The 16,411-nt window shown below is 37.5% G+C and carries 13 protein-coding genes and 1 other annotated feature; of the genes, 5 read left to right on the top strand and 8 right to left on the bottom strand.

All coding sequences use genetic code 11. From position 1 onward, the window contains the following. Positions 1-320 precede the first annotated feature (320 nt). Together ACIQZA_RS08885 and ACIQZA_RS08880 are read right to left on the bottom strand one after the other, a co-directional pair. Positions 321-1,202, bottom strand: coding sequence for an NAD-dependent epimerase/dehydratase family protein (locus ACIQZA_RS08885; protein WP_402882107.1), 882 nt, complete (start codon positions 1,200-1,202; stop codon positions 321-323). A gap of 97 nt (positions 1,203-1,299) precedes the next feature. Then, the gene (locus ACIQZA_RS08880) at positions 1,300-4,389 is read right to left on the bottom strand and encodes a transglycosylase domain-containing protein (RefSeq protein ID WP_402882110.1); all 3,090 of its coding nucleotides are present in this window, start codon (positions 4,387-4,389) and stop codon (positions 1,300-1,302) included. Between the two features lie 102 nt (positions 4,390-4,491). Continuing rightward, positions 4,492-4,695 (top strand) — a binding site (T-box leader). Positions 4,696-4,778: 83 nt separating this feature from the next. On the opposite strand from ACIQZA_RS08880, the gene tyrS reads away from it, so the two are divergent. Next, a complete protein-coding gene (tyrS, locus tag ACIQZA_RS08875; RefSeq protein WP_142508764.1) occupies positions 4,779-6,047 on the top strand; it encodes a tyrosine--tRNA ligase in 1,269 nt (422 codons plus the stop codon). Positions 6,048-6,618: 571 nt separating this feature from the next. Here tyrS and ACIQZA_RS08870 read toward each other — a convergent pair. The 3 genes from ACIQZA_RS08870 to ACIQZA_RS08860 all read right to left on the bottom strand — a co-directional run bounded on the left by ACIQZA_RS08870 (position 6,619) and on the right by ACIQZA_RS08860 (position 9,516). Further along, on the bottom strand, positions 6,619-7,428 hold the full coding sequence (locus ACIQZA_RS08870; RefSeq protein ID WP_402882112.1) for a cobalamin-binding protein: 810 nt from the start codon (positions 7,426-7,428) through the stop codon (positions 6,619-6,621). A gap of 117 nt (positions 7,429-7,545) precedes the next feature. After that, the gene (locus ACIQZA_RS08865; RefSeq protein ID WP_132357225.1) at positions 7,546-8,751 is read right to left on the bottom strand and encodes an iron-containing alcohol dehydrogenase; all 1,206 of its coding nucleotides are present in this window, start codon (positions 8,749-8,751) and stop codon (positions 7,546-7,548) included. 621 nt (positions 8,752-9,372) lie between these two features. Then, a complete protein-coding gene (locus tag ACIQZA_RS08860) occupies positions 9,373-9,516 on the bottom strand; it encodes a hypothetical protein (RefSeq protein ID WP_402882114.1) in 144 nt (47 codons plus the stop codon). A 208-nt stretch (positions 9,517-9,724) separates the two neighbouring features. On the opposite strand from ACIQZA_RS08860, the gene ACIQZA_RS08855 reads away from it, so the two are divergent. The 3 genes from ACIQZA_RS08855 (at position 9,725) to ACIQZA_RS08845 (ending at position 11,739) form a co-directional block, all read left to right on the top strand. Further along, positions 9,725-10,312: a TetR/AcrR family transcriptional regulator gene (locus tag ACIQZA_RS08855; RefSeq protein ID WP_402882117.1), complete on the top strand. Its 588-nt coding sequence runs from the start codon at positions 9,725-9,727 to the stop codon at positions 10,310-10,312. A gap of 3 nt (positions 10,313-10,315) precedes the next feature. Further along, the gene (locus tag ACIQZA_RS08850; RefSeq protein WP_402882118.1) at positions 10,316-11,176 is read left to right on the top strand and encodes a CPBP family glutamic-type intramembrane protease; all 861 of its coding nucleotides are present in this window, start codon (positions 10,316-10,318) and stop codon (positions 11,174-11,176) included. 224 nt (positions 11,177-11,400) lie between these two features. Continuing rightward, positions 11,401-11,739 carry a hypothetical protein gene (locus ACIQZA_RS08845; protein WP_400932400.1) on the top strand — a complete coding sequence of 113 codons (339 nt, stop codon included), beginning with the start codon at positions 11,401-11,403 and terminating at the stop codon, positions 11,737-11,739. A gap of 258 nt (positions 11,740-11,997) precedes the next feature. Here the strand turns inward: ACIQZA_RS08845 and rpsD are convergent, their stop codons facing one another. Beyond that, entirely contained in the window at positions 11,998-12,600 is a 603-nt protein-coding gene (gene rpsD / locus ACIQZA_RS08840; RefSeq protein WP_142508770.1) for a 30S ribosomal protein S4, read from the bottom strand. A 462-nt stretch (positions 12,601-13,062) separates the two neighbouring features. Here rpsD and ACIQZA_RS08835 point away from each other — a divergent pair, with 462 nt between their 5' ends. Continuing rightward, a complete protein-coding gene (locus ACIQZA_RS08835; protein ID WP_402882120.1) occupies positions 13,063-14,943 on the top strand; it encodes a sensor domain-containing diguanylate cyclase in 1,881 nt (626 codons plus the stop codon). Positions 14,944-15,009: 66 nt separating this feature from the next. Here ACIQZA_RS08835 and ACIQZA_RS08830 read toward each other — a convergent pair whose 3' ends face one another. Together ACIQZA_RS08830 and hisJ are read right to left on the bottom strand one after the other, a co-directional pair. Beyond that, positions 15,010-15,489, bottom strand: a complete 480-nt coding sequence (locus tag ACIQZA_RS08830; RefSeq protein ID WP_142508772.1) for a GAF domain-containing protein — start codon at positions 15,487-15,489, stop codon at positions 15,010-15,012. A 24-nt stretch (positions 15,490-15,513) separates the two neighbouring features. After that, on the bottom strand, positions 15,514-16,308 hold the full coding sequence (hisJ, locus tag ACIQZA_RS08825) for a histidinol-phosphatase HisJ (RefSeq protein ID WP_402882122.1): 795 nt from the start codon (positions 16,306-16,308) through the stop codon (positions 15,514-15,516). Positions 16,309-16,411: the final 103 nt, after the last annotated feature.

Here is a 16,411-nt window from a genome sequence, read left to right as displayed (position 1 = left end):
TGCTGCCGCTGCGTTACACTGCGCTTTCGCACAGAAAAACTTGTTGCTGCCGCTGCGTTACACTGCGCTTTCGCACAGAAAAACTTGTTGCTGCCGCTGCGTTACACTGCGCTTTCGCACAGAAAAACTTGTTGCTGCCGCTGCGTTACACTGCGCTTTCGCACAGAGCAACGCTTCCTGGGGACGTTCGATAAGCCGCTTCACTCGTGGTGCTCGCTCCAAAGTCTCAGCTGATCCCCAAGGAGTCGCCCAGCCTTCACTCCAAGCAGAATACGTTTAAAAAAATGTCATCCGCAATTTTTGGGTAGTTTAGTAAAATCCTACTGTAGCTCTTTTACTAATGTTTTCACTAGAGTAGGGAGCCAATCATGAAGTTGACTAAATGTAAAGCCTGCCGCTTCTGCTTTTGTAGTTGACATATACCAATCTGCCGGAACCCCATATGGTGACTGCGACATTTCATCGTTACCTACCAGAGAAATTTTTGCAGACTTTCCGGTCGTTTTTTCAATAAGCCCAAGCAAATCTTTTAACGAAATTGCGCCTGCAGCCGTGGCATTATAAGGTCCTTCAATTGGTGTAATGCCAGCAAAGTATAAAAATGCAGCTGCTTCGTCATCCGTAATAAAGCTCATCTTTGCTGCGATATTTGGTAATGAAATAGGTTGTTCCTGTAAAACTCGTTCAACATGAAAATGTAAACGGCGTGTATAGTCGTTCTCCCCCATAACAATCGGGAAACGTACAGCGACAACAGGGAATGTGGCTTCTTTGAAAAGTACTGCCTCTGCTTGACGCTTACCCTCCCCATACGAAAATTCTTCACGGTTCCCCATCCGAACTTCATAATCATATGGATTAAAATCTTCTTCTGTTTTGACAATGCCGTCTATTTCGTAGGTTGATAGAGTAGATGTAAAAACGAACTTTTTCGTTTTACTTTCTAAAATTCCACATATTTTATGAGCTTCGTTAGGAGAATAGCAAATATTATCATAGACAATATCCCATGCTGTATTGGATAGTGCATGGGATAACGAATCGGCATCATCTCGATTAACTATTAGCTGCTTCACCTTTGTGCCAAAAGGATTCCCACTTTGTCCACGTGTTAAAATAGTCACGCTATGACCGTTTTGAATATAGAGTTCAACAAGCTTTTTACCAAAAAAACGAGTGCCTCCTAAAACTAAAATGTTCAATTATTTCCACCCCTTCAAATTAGTAGTCCCCTTTATAATGACAAAAAAACAGGCATACTACAATTACTTTTGAATTGTAGTATGCCGTGTAAGATTATTATTGGGTAGGTGGTGGATTAGTCGGTGGAGTTGTATTTCCGTTGTCTCCTCCGTTAGAGCCATTCCCAGTGTTTCCGGAACCATTCCCGTTATTTGAGCCATTACCGTTATTTCCGGAACCACTGCCGTTATTTGAGCCGTTTCCGTTATTTCCGGAACCACTGCCGTTATTCGAGCCGTTTCCGGTATTTCCAGAACCATTGCCGTTGTTTGAGCCGTTCCCGTTACTACCATCTGACCCATTGCCATTTTCCGAACCGTTTCCGTTATGGTTCGAGTCATTACCGTTAGTAGGTGGGGTCGTTGGAGGATCTTTTTCTTCCTTGTCTTTTTCAGGTTGTTTGTCATTCGCACTACCACCAGTAGAAACGACATTAGATTGCGATGAAGTTAAACCTGTAATATCGACAGCGACAACAACATAGGCTTGACCACTTGCTACCGTCATACTTTGTGATGACTCAAGCACTGATCCGACAAGCGTTTTACCACCGTTTGTTACTTTATATATTCGATAACCGACAACAGCATTTGAAGAGCCTGTCCAAGATAATGTATTGCCATTAACTGAAGCGGTTACTGCTGCTGGCGAATTGTGATCTGCCGGGAAATCAACAGCTGATACCGATGAATTCGATAATGTCGAATTTTTTGGTAGTAGGCTGGCTGGGTTACCGCCAAGTCTGCCTAACATTCGTTTAATAAATGCCTGATTAATACCTGCGCCACCTTGTTTTACAAATTCTGGTGGTGTGTTAGGGAGTGCATTATACGTTTTACCTTTAATCGTCACAACCTTTGAGGAAGCTAAGCTATCATCAGGCTGCGAAGGTAAAAATACTTTCGCGTTAAACAAATCAGAGCGTACGAGACCAGCATTAGCACATGCTGCTGAAGGTGCTAGACCAGAAATACCACAGAATGATGCAGTAACAACGTTTTTCGGTTGCTTAAATCTAGTTTTAGGGGAGATTAATTGTGGATCGACATCATACACAGAATTCATTAATGATCCCCATAGCTTGTTAATTCGCACACTAGGCTGTTGATACGTATTATTAAATGTATACAGTGATTGATTGTTATCATAACCCATCCATACACCAAGAGAAACATTCGGGTTATAGCCAACTAGCCAAACGTCTTTATAATTTTGCGAAGTACCTGTCTTAGCAGCAAAGTCAGCAGAGAATTTAAGTGAATTTCTTGCAACTGTACCTGTTCCTTGTGTTAACACATCTCGTAACATATCTGTAACGATATAAGAAGTTTCAGGACTAAACACTTGTTCAGGTTTAACTTCGTGTTTATATATGATATTTCCATTTTGGTCTTCAATTCTATCAATCATATAAGCGTCAATGAATTGACCGCCGTTTGCGAAAGTTGCATAGGCGTTGGTGTTCTCTTCAACAGTAATACCATCTTTTACTCCTCCGATCCCAGCTGCAAGGTTTGAAAAGTCATCAGGTTGTAAAGTTGAGATCCCCATTTTTACTAAATAATCGGCAGGACGTCTGTTAAGAATATCATAATATAGACGTAAAGCAGATAAGTTTTGTGAACTAGCTAAAGCTTCACGTGCAGGTATAAGTCCTCGTTCATCACTACTAATATAGTTGCTCGGACTCCAACTGCCAACAGAGAATTTTACGTCGACTAATGGGCTACCTGCACCGATTACACCGTATTCTATTGCAGGTGCATATACGAGTAATGGCTTCATTGTTGACCCATTTGAGCGTTTTGCCTGTGTAGCATAGTTATAATTTTTTAATTCAAAGTCACGACCACCGACAAAGCTTAAAATACGTCCAGTATTATTTTCAATTAAAATACTGCCGACCTGTACAGGCATTCCAGTATCCACTGCTTCACCTGTTGCAGGATCCTTGTCTTTCACGGTGTAAGTATGACCGTAATTTTTGAAGTTTTCCGCTGCTTTTTGCATCGCATCGTACATATCCTTATTTATAGTTGAATAGATGCGATAACCTTTTGAACGGACATCACGATCTGCTAGGATCGTATACTTATCTTTTAATTTTTTTTCATTTTTTAAGCGTTCTGGATCAATACCATCTGCTACCGCTAGTTTTTCAGCAATAATTTCTGTCGCGCGACTTTCAAGCTCATATGTTAGCCATGGGTAGCGATCCTCTGTGCGCATCTCTGGTGAACGGAAGTCAGCGGTAATATCATAAGCGAGTGCTTCTTTATACTGAGCTTCGTTAATGTAACCTGCGTCTTTCATGCGATAAAGTACAGTTTTCATACGATCAATACCCTGTTGAAGAGCTTCTTTACTTTTAAGTGCACCTGTATTTGTAAAAGGTGTGTAAGTAAAAGGTGCTTGAGGAATACCAGCTATATACGCTGCTTGAGGAAGCGTTAAATCCTTTGCTTTTACATTGAAAATACCTTCAGCAGCTGTTTCAACCCCTGCAATGTTTCGACCGGAAGAGTTACGACCGTAAGGAATTATGTTTAAATAGGCCTCTAAAATTTCTTCCTTTTTCATAAAGTGCTCTAAACGCATTGCGAGTAAAAGTTCTTTTGCTTTTCGCTCGTAAGATACTTCGTTTGTTAATACTTGGTTTTTTATAAGTTGTTGTGTTAGTGTAGAACCACCAGTTTGAGTGGAAGAGTTTGTGACGTCTTGAAGTAGCCCGCGGATGACAGCTTTCGGAACTATTCCGTTATGTTCACGGAAATACTCGTCCTCTGTCGCTAATACCGCATTAATAACATCAGGTGCGATATTGTTTAATGTTGTTGCCCGACGGTCTAAATCTGTACGTAATTTTCCGATATAAATATCATTGGCAAAATAAATCTCACTTGTTGAATCGTAGTTGAAAATTTCATTTCGTAATTCTTGCTTTGAGCGTAGTGGCTCTTCTTTTACAAGTGACGCAAAATAGCCAGCGCCAACTGACCCGGCAAATACAGTACCTACCAATGCAAAGACTAAAAATAGTAAAAATAAGTTCCAGGTAACACTTCCTGAAATACGTAATTTCTTCATCCATTTTTGTTGAATTAATTCATCGATCTTTGCATTGATTTTCTCAATCCAATCTTTCAATGTATCGACCTCCTAAAATCTTGTTTATTATAGCACATATTGATTTAGGTCGAACATAGTTATTGACAATGAAAAAGAATCGTATAGAATAATGCTTATAGTTTTCTAGTGAGGAAGAGCTTGCAGTAGTGTCTATATTCCCTGTTTAGAGAGCCAGCGGTTGGTGAAAGCTGGTCATAATGTAGAGACGAATTACGTGCTTGGAGCTTAGACGTGCGCGCCTGCGATAAAGGCGGTTGAATGAAGAGGAAGATGGATGACATCTTCAAGCCGGGTGGTACCGCGTTAGTTATTAACGTCCCTGCATGCAATGTTTTGCGTGTAGGGACTTTTTTGTTTCTAAAATAATTCTCCCTACACAACATATTAAACACTTAGGAGGAATAATAATGACGAACGAATTATTACAAGACTTAGAATGGCGTGGATTGTTATACCAACAAACTGATGCTGAAGGTATGAAAAAATTATTAGATGAACAATCTGTATCTTTATACTGTGGTGTTGATCCAACTGCGGATTCTATGCATATTGGGCATATTGTGCCTCTTTTAACGCTACGTCGATTCCAAAAAGCAGGTCACCGTCCGATTTTGTTAGTTGGTGGTGCGACTGGTATGATTGGCGATCCATCTGGTCGCTCGGAAGAACGCCAATTACAAACTGTTGAGCAAATTGATAAAAATGTTCAAGGTATCCGTAGTCAATTAGAGCGTATTTTTGACTTTGCAGAAGATGGTAATGGTGCTCAATTAGTGAATAATCGTGACTGGATTGGCAATATAAATACGATTGAGTTTTTACGTGATTATGGGAAATTAATTAACGTGAATTACATGTTAGCAAAGGATACGATTGCATCACGCCTTGATACAGGGATTTCATTTACTGAGTTTGCGTATACTTTAATTCAAGGTATTGATTACAATCATTTATACAACCATTACAACTGTCGTATTCAAGTAGGTGGCTCTGACCAGTGGGGGAATATTACAACAGGTTTAGAAGTTATTCGTAAAACACATGAGGAAGAAACGAAAGCTTTTGGTATAACAATTCCTTTAGTAACGAAAGCAGACGGTACGAAATTTGGTAAAACAGCAGGTGGTGCTGTATGGTTAGATAGTAAGAAAACATCTCCATACGAGTTCTACCAATTCTGGATTAATGCTGCAGATGCTGACGTTGTAAAATACTTAAAAATCTTCACATTCCTTTCTCGTGAAGAAATTGAAGCTTTAGCAGTATCTGTAGAAGAGGAACCACATTTACGTAAGGCGCAAAAAGCACTAGCTGAAGAAATGACTCGCTTAATTCATGGTCAAGAAGCATTAGACCAAGCAATCCGCATTACAGCTGCTTTATTTTCTGGAGACTTAAAAGCACTTTCTGCTGATGAAATGAAGGATGCGTTTAAAGATGTTCCTTCTATTGAATTGGCGAAAGAAGATAAAAACATTGTGGAATTATTAGTGGAGGCGGGTATTTCACCTTCAAAACGTCAAGCTCGTGAAGACGTAACAAATGGTGCGATTAGCGTGAATGGTGAAAAAGTCACTGAATTAGAATATGTAATCGACGGCAAAGATCGTTTAGAAGATGCATTCAGCATTGTTCGTCGCGGTAAGAAAAAATACCATATGGTGAAATTCGTATAATCCAGACTCAAAAACATCCCTTCGAAATTTGAAGGGATGTTTCTTTATGTGGCTCTTCTGCAAAACGAGGGGGTGATTTCCGTTCCGGCTGGGCGCTTTCCTGGGGGCGTCCGATGAGCCGCTTCGCTTCGCTGCAGGGTCTCGGGCCAACACGATGTTGGTCACGAAGGCGTTATCACAGGACGTGATGCTTTTAGCCTTCGTTCCTCTATCGCTGATCCTCAAGGAGTCGCCCAGCCTCCGCTCCAACCACCTACTTCACATAGAATATACCTTCTGGCATGTTCCTCTAATTTATAAGTGATAAAACTAAAACTTCAGCAATGTTTGTGCGAAAGCGTCATCAGCAACAAGATGTGTTTTTGTGCAAATGCGAAGTGACAGCAACAACTATTTCCTGCGAAACGAAGTGTCAGCGGAAACAATAGCGGAGGAAGCGGCTCGACGCTCGCCCACAGGAAGCTTTGCTCTGCGCGAAAGCGAAGCGTCAGCGACAAAGGGTAGCCTGGAACGGAAATCACTCTCATTTAAAGTGTAACAATATTAACAAAGACCTCCTTGATTATTTCTTTTAGCTATCTAAAAAACTAGGAAGCTTTATGTGCTCATATTCTTTGGGGTGAAGCATATTTGCAAGCTTTAATGCACCCTCTATGAGGCGTGGTGATGGGCGACAATAAAGCCATTCCTCCATTACGTGAAGCTGTTTCATTTTAATGGCTTGAAGCTCCTGCGCTTGTGCACGCTTTAATAAATTAGCCGGTTGAATACGCTCAAATGCAACCCCTACCCAAGCCATCATAATATAGTCTGGGTCGCGCCTTACAACATCAGCCCAATCAGTTTGCACGCTTGCTAGTTCTACATCTTGAAACAGATTTTGCCCACCAGCAATGGCACTTATTTCAGTTAGCCAATTTATGTTACCTGGTGTAAAGATAGGGTTTGGCCACCACTCCCAATAGAGAGTTGGTTTTTTAGGAATCGTTTGAGCAACTGTGCGAAGACAATCGATACATTGTAAATATTCCTCAGAAATTTCTTTTGCACGTCCTTCAACTCCGCAGGCTTTACCTAAAGTATGGAGATCCTGTGCGATTTCCTCTAATGAATTAGCATTAAAAACAATATGGGGAATATTTCTAGCTTGTAATGCTTCAATATTTTTTTCCATGCCAGGGACACTTAAGGATGCGAGTACAAGATCAGGCTGCAACGCCTCTAATGCAGCCATATCAATTGATAAATCTGGGCCAAGCTGAGGTAAGTTTTTTACTGCTAATGGCCAATCCGAAAAATCATCGACTCCAACAAGCTGATCAGTCAGACCTAAATAAGCAACAAGCTCGGTATTACTAGGACAAATTGATATTAAACGCATCTTCTTATCTCCAATTCTTTTTAAGAAAAGTATAGCTAGTGTTGGAATCACATACAATGACAGAATGTTTTTCTCAATAAAAAAAGCATGCCAAGAGACATGCCTTCTGATTACTTATTAAGAAAGTGCGATAGCTTCGAGTGATTCTTCTTCTTTCGCTACAGGGCCCATCGCATTTGTAATAATTTGTTTAATGTCTTCTAAAATTGCTTTACGTGGGTTTGTTGCAGCACATACATCTAACATTGCATTTTTCGCTAAGATTTCAATATCCTCATCCTTTGCACCTAGTTCGCGGAAGCCACTTGGAATGTTCAAGTCGCTAGAAAGATTTTCAATTGCTACAATTGCCTTCTCCGCAGCATCACGTTTACTTAATCCTTCAACGTTTTCACCTAACAATTCAGCAATTTTTGCAAAACGCTCAGTACGTGCTGTTAAGTTAAAGCGACAAACATGAGGCAATAAAATAGCATTACAAACACCATGTGGTAGATTATAGAAGCCACCTAATTGATGAGCAATTGCATGTACGTAGCCAAGTGAAGCGTTATTAAACGCCATGCCTGCTAAAAATTGTGCGTAAACCATTTGCTCACGTGCTTCTAAATCAGCACCGTTTGCATAGGCACGTGGTAAATATTCAGGAACTAACTGAAGTACCTTTTCAGCGCAAGCGTCAGTAATTGGTGTTGCGTTTGTCGATACAAATGATTCGATCGCATGTGTTAATGCATCTAAACCAGTTGCCGCTGTTAGAGCAGGAGGTAAGCCAATCATTAGCTCTGGGTCATTAATTGATAGTAGTGGAGTAACATGTTTGTCCACAATAGCCATCTTCACTTTACGAGCTGTATCCGTGATAATCGTGAAGCGAGTCATTTCACTTGCTGTACCAGCAGTTGTGTTAATAGCGATTAATGGCACTAATGGGTTTTGTGATTTGTCAACGCCCTCGTAATCATGAATGCGTCCACCATTCGAAGCAATAAGTCCGATACCTTTCGCTGCATCGTGTGCGCTACCTCCTCCAAGAGAAACGATCGAGTCACAGTTTTCAGCATGATACACTGTAATCCCATCTTCAATGTTTTGATCTGTTGGATTTGGTTCTGCTTTCGGGAAAATTGCTACATCAATTCCAGCAGCTATAATGATGTTAGCAATTTGTTCAGAGAGACCTAGTTTGTGTAAGCCCTCATCTGTTACGATTAATGTCTTTTTCACTTCTAAATCATTTAAGCGTTTACCAACTTCTTGAATTGCTCCAGGTCCAAATAAGTTTGTTTTCGGCATAACAAATTGCTTTAGAACGTCTGACATATTTCCAACCCCTTTAAAAAAATTGTTATTGCTTGAATGATGGCGAACCACCTTTCGAAATTCATAGTATTCTATTCTTTGTAAAAGTTCAACTCGTATTTTTATTAAAATTGTTAATTTTAATTGTGTTATTATTTTACAAAAAAGTTAGCCTTATTTTTTGGTTAGCAGAAGGTTGAATTGTCTAGAAGCGCTGATTTTAAAAAGGTTTAAAAATTGTTTTCCTATGAAAGCAAAATATATTTTTTTGAAATATGTTCTATTTTAAAGAAGTGTTGAATAGTAAATAACTGATATTTTTGTTATTACTATAATAGTAGTGGTTAAGTTTTTTTATTGTGTAATTACTATTTTGAAGTACATAAAATCGTCATAATTTATAGGAATATTTAAAATTATTTGACCCTCCTTTTTAAATTGTTTAAGGAAATCTATAATGCGAGAGTTACATAAAGAATGTCCGTATATCCGTGTAAAGTGCACATATAGAAAATTGCCGTTGAATCTGAACTGATAGGAGGATAACCGCTGTGAGCATTAAAATGATATACCTCCTGCTTATAACCGAACCAAATTGCTACTAATAAAAAGTTGGTTACAAGAAGAGCCAGTAAAGCTTTTTTATGAAAAGTGATGTAACAGATTTTCTTTAAAAGTAATTGGACGCTTTATTTCCTTGCTTTGATGCTTTTTAAAGGGAACTAAGAAAAAAATCATAATGCCACTATAAACTAAAACCAGCACAGTAAGTTCAAAAACCTCCAATATTTCCTCCTTTGAATTTTTAATATTTCTTATTTAGATTTCCGTAAAGATAAAAGGATTCCTTTTTCATTGGTATATATTAATTAATATTTACAAACTGAAATGAAAACTTATTAAAGTTTTTATTTTCTGGGCACTTTTCAGGAATATTTGCAATTTTATTGAATACTATTTCAATGAAAATATATTCAATAAAGGGGTGGGGAAGATGTCAATTAGACATGAACAAAAAGAACAACGAAGGGCATTGATTTTACAATCTGCATTAGATTTGTTTATTCGGAAGGGGTATGGTGAAACGAAAGTTGCTGATATTGCTAAAGCTGCTAATATGAGCATGGGGTTGCTTTTTCATTATTTTGACTCTAAGGAAAAGCTTTATGAAGAGCTAATTCGCATAGGGTGTGAAAGACTTCAGATGGATTTTAGTTTTACTAATGAATCCCCATTAGCTATTTTTACAGCTGCTGCTGAGGAGTTGTTTGACATGATTCGTACAAAACCATCTGCAGCAAAAATGTTTGTCCTAATGGAGAATGCACAACATCTTGATTCCTTGTCGGAAGATTTAAAAGAAATGCTTATGGAAGCAGATAAAGTAATAAGAAAGAGTGTTCCATTAATAGAGAAAGGGCAAATGCTAGGTGAAATTAAACAGGGTAATGCTGAAGCTCTTGCAGTAGCATTTTGGTGTTCTATTCAAGGAATCGCTCAATACATTGCACTGCATCCCGAAACTCCTTGCCCCGATACGATGTGGGTTATTTCAATCCTTGAAAACAGGGAGGTGGATTGAAAAATGAAAACAAAACGCAACTTAATAATTTTTATAGTTGTTGTTTTACTATGTGGTTGGCTTGCTGTTTTTGTAGATCGCTTCGTCCCTGAACAGCCTAGAGGTGACACGCTTGGAATGGGCATTTGGCTAGTGTTTCCACTGCTGACAACTATACTGTTACGTGCCTTTGCGGGAGATGGTTGGCGAGATATTGGCTTATTACCTAATTTGAAAGGTAACATAAAATGGTATATTGTCTCGCTCCTAATCTATCCTGGCGTCACTTCTATAGTTTTGTTAGTAAGCTATCTATTTGGCTGGATGGATTTTTCGGATTTTAATTTAGATGTACTAGTTTCGGTTTTCGTTGGTGGTTTACTGATTCAATTTGTTAAAAACTTTTTTGAGGAATCCGTTTGGAGAGGGTATTTGACAAGTAAACTTTTAACGTTAAAAGTAAATGATTTTCGGTTATATTGTATTGTTGGTGGTGTTTGGGGAGCGTGGCATATTCCTTATTTTTTAGTGTTCCTAACAAAAAGTGATATTTTCAGTGTACTTCCTGTAGATAGGTGGCTATTTGCGTTAATAGGTATTGTGACGATGATTTGCTGGACAGTAATGTATACAGAAATTTATTTAATGACGAAAAGTATATGGCCACTTGTCCTTATGCATATGACAGAAGATGCGCTTGTAAATCCGCTTATTCTAGATGGCTATATTAAAATTGCTCAAGGGAAAGAATTCCTTGTTTCCCCAACGGCAGGCATTATTACTACAATTCTTTATCTAATGGTAGGGCTTTTATTGCGAACTAAACGAAAAAAGCTGGAGAGGGAAATTGTATCAAAATCAACTACTGTTATCGTGAAAATTTGAACTTTTTGGCGTTGTTGCTGCCGTTACGTTAGAACTACGTTTTCGCTTAGAGTTGTTGTAATGGTAAAACAGAGAAAAATTTCCAAATAGATTTAATTTGAGTATTATTAAACTAACGATGAAAGGGAGATAACAGTGGGATATTGGGAGAGGGGATTGTTTAAAATTGGAAGGGGATCCTCCTCATTTGTCGAATTGAAGTAGATGGAAAAAGGAGAGGTTTTATGGAAAGAGACCAACTTAAACAAAGAATAATAAGAGAATCATCTAAATTTATTTCATATTTGAAAGAACTAATTAGCGAAAATAGATTTGACGATGGTGAAGCGTTAGAAATATCGTTGCTTGTCATAAAAAATGGACCTGAAAGTTTATCGGATAAACAATGGTATGTTTTTTTAGAGAATGGTACTTTACGTGATAAGTATGTAGATAAATGCGAAAGATGTTCTGAACATATTCCTTGGTCAAATATGAACAGTGCTATATTTATAAATAAAGATTATCTTTGTGCTAACTGTAGTTATTTTGAAAATAAAGTTACCTTCCACAATTATCTGTGAAGGGTTATCTAATGTACCTAGAAATGCACTGTGTCAAACGGTGCTTTTTTTTGTAAGTAAACTTTTCTTATAATGGACCAACAAAAAAGATGGAAGCAGTACCCAATTAGGTGTTTAGTCATTCATACCCACAAATGCGTTAATATTTAGCTCGGAAATAACAATATATAATACATTATTAAAAGCAAAAACCCTAGAGAACCTTAATATAAAAGGCTTTCTAGGGTTTTCTAAACTACTCTTTGCAGAGCAATTTAATTAACGTGAGTAATACTCTACGATGAATGCTTCGTTGATTTCAGCTGATAATTCAGAACGCTCTGGAAGACGAGTGAATGTACCTTCTTTTTTGTCAGCATCAAATGTTAAGTAGTCAGGTACGAAGTTGTTTACTTCGATTGCTTCTGCTACTACAGCAAGGTTTTGAGATTTTTCACGAAGAGAAATCGTTTGACCTGGTTTTACGCTGTATGAAGGAATATCAACGCGTTTGCCATCTACTAAGATGTGGCCGTGGTTTACTAATTGACGAGATCCACGACGAGTACGAGATAAACCTAAACGGTAAACTAGGTTGTCAAGGCGAGTTTCAAGAAGGATCATGAAGTTTTCACCGTGTACACCTTTCATTTTACCAGCGCGGTCAAATAGAGTACGGAATTGACGTTCGTTCATGCCGTACATGTGACGAAGTTTTTGTTTTTCTTGAAGTTGTAAACCGTATTCTGATAATTTTTTACGTTGGTTTGGACCGTGTTGACCTGGTGCGTAAGGGCGTTTTTCGATTTCTTTACCTGTACCGCTTAGTGAGATACCAAGACGACGTGATAATTTCCAAGATGGACCTGTATAACGAGACATAGTGTTGTCTCCTCCTTTAAATTTGGTTTTTTTGTTGTAAAACAAAAACCAGTAGTACCCATTCTTATACGCATTTTATTTTCATGTATTTTCGCCTATGCAGCCGTTAGGTTACGCAATACACCATCTATTTGTTTAGAATCTGTTTAGTTATACTAAATAGAATAGAGGAATAAAATACAGTAATAAGCTCATACCACTGCTGCGTTTATTTTACACAAACTCCATTGTAACGGCTTAATACATAGACGTCAATTATTAGACTAACTATTTTCGAAAAAGGGTAATAGTATAAATTTCCTCTTTGTACATATTTCGATACACAAGAGTAGTTAATGGTACAGTGTGAAATGTAAAATGTAAAAGTAAAATAGAATAACATAGTCAAAATGACACAAATTATGTATACTATACTATAAGTTAATAGTATTGATTTGGACGTTATATAGAAAAGGTGATTTCATGACAGACCATTTACAAACGCTAAAATATATAAAATCAGATGTTTTGAGCATTTGGGTGAGTTCTAAGGAACAAGCCGGTTTTAATGAGTATTTTTGCTCATTGGAACAGTGTCTAAGGAAGCGCTTTGGAATTGTAAAAACGGCATTTCTTGGTTTCGAAGGTAATTCTTTAATACCTGTTGAAGAAATGGCTACTTTAACAATTGAAACAAAACTAAATGCTGTGTCATGGTTAATGATTGAAGCTAGCTTTTATCAACAGAAGTTAGTAAAAGTCCCTTATATATTAAAAGAAAAAGAAGCATATATGATGATGACAGATATGGTGCTTTTCCAAACAGATGGCAAAACTCCAATTGGTGTGCTACTCGTTGAGGCAACCGATGCCTGGACAGACTTTATGGCTTCGGATTATGGGGAAGAGTTTGTTGCAACGCTCACGAAGTTCTTTCAGATAATTAGAGAAAATCTTCAAGTAAAAGTGAATGAAGATCAATATAGAAAACTGTACAATATGACAGATTTATTTCATTCCACTATGGATATTGATTTAATTTTAGAAAATGTCTTGAAAAATATTAAGGATAATTTTCCAGAGTTTAATGTAGAGCTTATACTATCGAATGATCAAGACCGCCATACGACGATCGATATTAAGCTATTTGATTACTTATCTGAAAGACCTGCGACAATTGAGGCTTTTGTCTCAGGAGAGCTGACGACGGAGCTAGCAAGCGATTTGAATTGTCGATTATTAAACGCCCCTATAAAAGGAAGACAAGCTATTTATGGTATTTTACAAGTAAGTGCACCTACAACATATCTTTTTTCAACGACTGAAAAAGATTTTGTACGAATGCTAGCACAAACATCTGGAAATGCGCTAGAAAATGCGAAATTATATCATCAATCACATCGCCTTGTAAGTGATTTACAACTCATCAATGAAACATCGCATCGTTTAAATATGAGGGTTGACATAAATGAAATGTTACTTTTCCTTCAAAAACAGTTAATGAAATCTTTTCAACCAATGGAAGTTTGTTTCGCTTTTAAACATAATGATACCTTTAAAGTGACGGATGCTAGTACAGCCTTATTCAATGCAGAGAAGGGTCAAACATATATAAAACATGTTGAACATCATTTTGAACATACCAACGATCCACTATTTATTGCCGATTTCAGTCGATTAACCCCTAATCAAATTGAATATCATTCAATTATGGCAATCCCGATTTTAATGGAAGAAAAAATTAATGGCTTTAGTATTGTGTTGCACAAGGAGCCATATTTCTTTTCATTTGATAGCTTTAAATTAATGCAATCATTAATCCATCACTCTTCTTTAGCAATTGCAAACTCTATACTACGTAATCAACTTCAAGAAATGGTAGATTTGGACCATTTAACAAAACTATATGCAAGAAGTTATTTAGATCAGTATGTAGAAAAATCTCTTGAAAATGATCAATCAGGGATGTTTTTACTTATTGATATTGATAATTTCAAACGTATTAATGATACGTTTGGTCACCAAATTGGTGATAAGATTCTTATGCAAATTGCGGTACAGTTAAAAGAAACGATTGGAGCTCGTGGCATCTGTGCACGCTGGGGTGGAGAAGAAATGTCTGTGTATATCCCAAATATTAATGAGAAAGAAGCAATCGAATTAGCAGCTAAAATCGTTGCAAAAATTCCAAATACAACAGATCCTCAGGTGACTATTTCAGCAGGTCTCATAACATGGGACGAACAGTACCATCCAGCGTTTCAGTCTGTTTTCCTCCATGCAGATACAGCGCTATATGAAGCGAAAAACAGTGGCAAAAATCGATTTTGTGTTCATGATCGATCTTATCAAAACAATTTATGAAAATAAAACGTCAGCCTTATGCGCTGAAATGCCCCGAAATGACAATACATCATTTCAGGGTATTTTTTATAAATGGAGAAGTAAGGTATTAACGAATATCTCTAACCCCTCTTGATCTTCTTTTGAAAAGCGGTTTACGATTGGACTGTCGATATCAAGAACACCGATGACCTGTCCTTCATTTATTAAGGGAATAACAATTTCGGATTGGGATGCGGCATCACAGGCAATATGTCCTGGGAAGTCATGTACGTCTTTTACTACTATTGTTTCTGCTTTGCCTACAGCTGTTCCACAAACTCCGCGTCCAATTGGTATTCTGACGCAGGCAGGTAAGCCTTGAAATGGCCCTAATACAAGTTCATCCCCCTGTAATACATAAAAACCAACCCAGTTAATGTTTGGTAGGAATTGATTTAGTAAAGCAGAGGCGTTGCTTAAATTAGCAATGCGATCGCTTTCTCCCGTAAGTAAGGCATCTAACTGTTTTGCTAATGTATTATATTGCTCGGCAATGGGCCCTTCATAATTAATTTGTGTAAACATAATAGCACCTCGTTTGAAAGTTATTTATTTTGGAAATATAACATTATAGTGTTGATGTAAATCAGCAACACTATGAGCATCTGAACCAAAAACCATTGGTAGCCCAATCGATTTACTATAATCGATAAAGGTAAAAGGTGGATAAGGTTCCTGACAATATGTTTTACTTAAACCAGCACTATTTAAATCTAGCTCATAGCCTTCTTCCTTCATTAAATCTAAAACTTCTCGAATCCGCGTAGAGTCATCAATTTTCATCTTATGTGCTAATTGAAATTTGTGAATAAGTGAAGGATGTCCAATGCGCTTAGGCTTGTATTGCCCTAAATCTGCTTTAATGGATTGTAGGACGGTATCATAATATAAATTATACACTTGTTCAATAGAGCCCACTTTTTTTGAAAAAGCCATAAAGCTTTCTGGAGAAAAGTCTATGCATTCAAAGATATTTCGCCATTGTAAAAAATGGACTGATAAAATAGAGTCATCTAAAAAGTGTCCATATGTATCAAGAAATTGACGAGTTTCTTGTTCAAAGCCTTGAATATAGTCAACCTCAAGACCGATATGAATGCGAATGTCTTGTGCGTACTCCTCTTGAAGGCGTTGTAAATCTTCAAAATAAGGCATTAAAAATTCTGGATTCATACCACTATCTTGCTGAGGTGTAGGGTCAGTAAAATTCAATGGTAATGGTGCATGTTCTGTAAAAGTGATATCAGTAAAGTTGTGAGAAATTGCTTTTTCAATGTATTGCTTAAATGAATCAGAAGTACCATGTGGACAATAAGGACTATGAACATGGCCGTCACATTTCATAAAATTACCACTCCTTTAGCTTTTGGATCAAACACTTTTATTTGCGCAAATTGTCCGAAATTTAAGTAGGTGTTATTCTTGAAAGGCGTAAATACATAAAAAA

The sequence above is a fragment of the Lysinibacillus sp. NPDC096382 genome (assembly GCF_044762845.1).
Taxonomy (GTDB): Bacteria; Bacillota; Bacilli; order Bacillales_A; family Planococcaceae; genus Lysinibacillus.
This window is presented reverse-complemented; position numbering and strand designations above follow the sequence as displayed.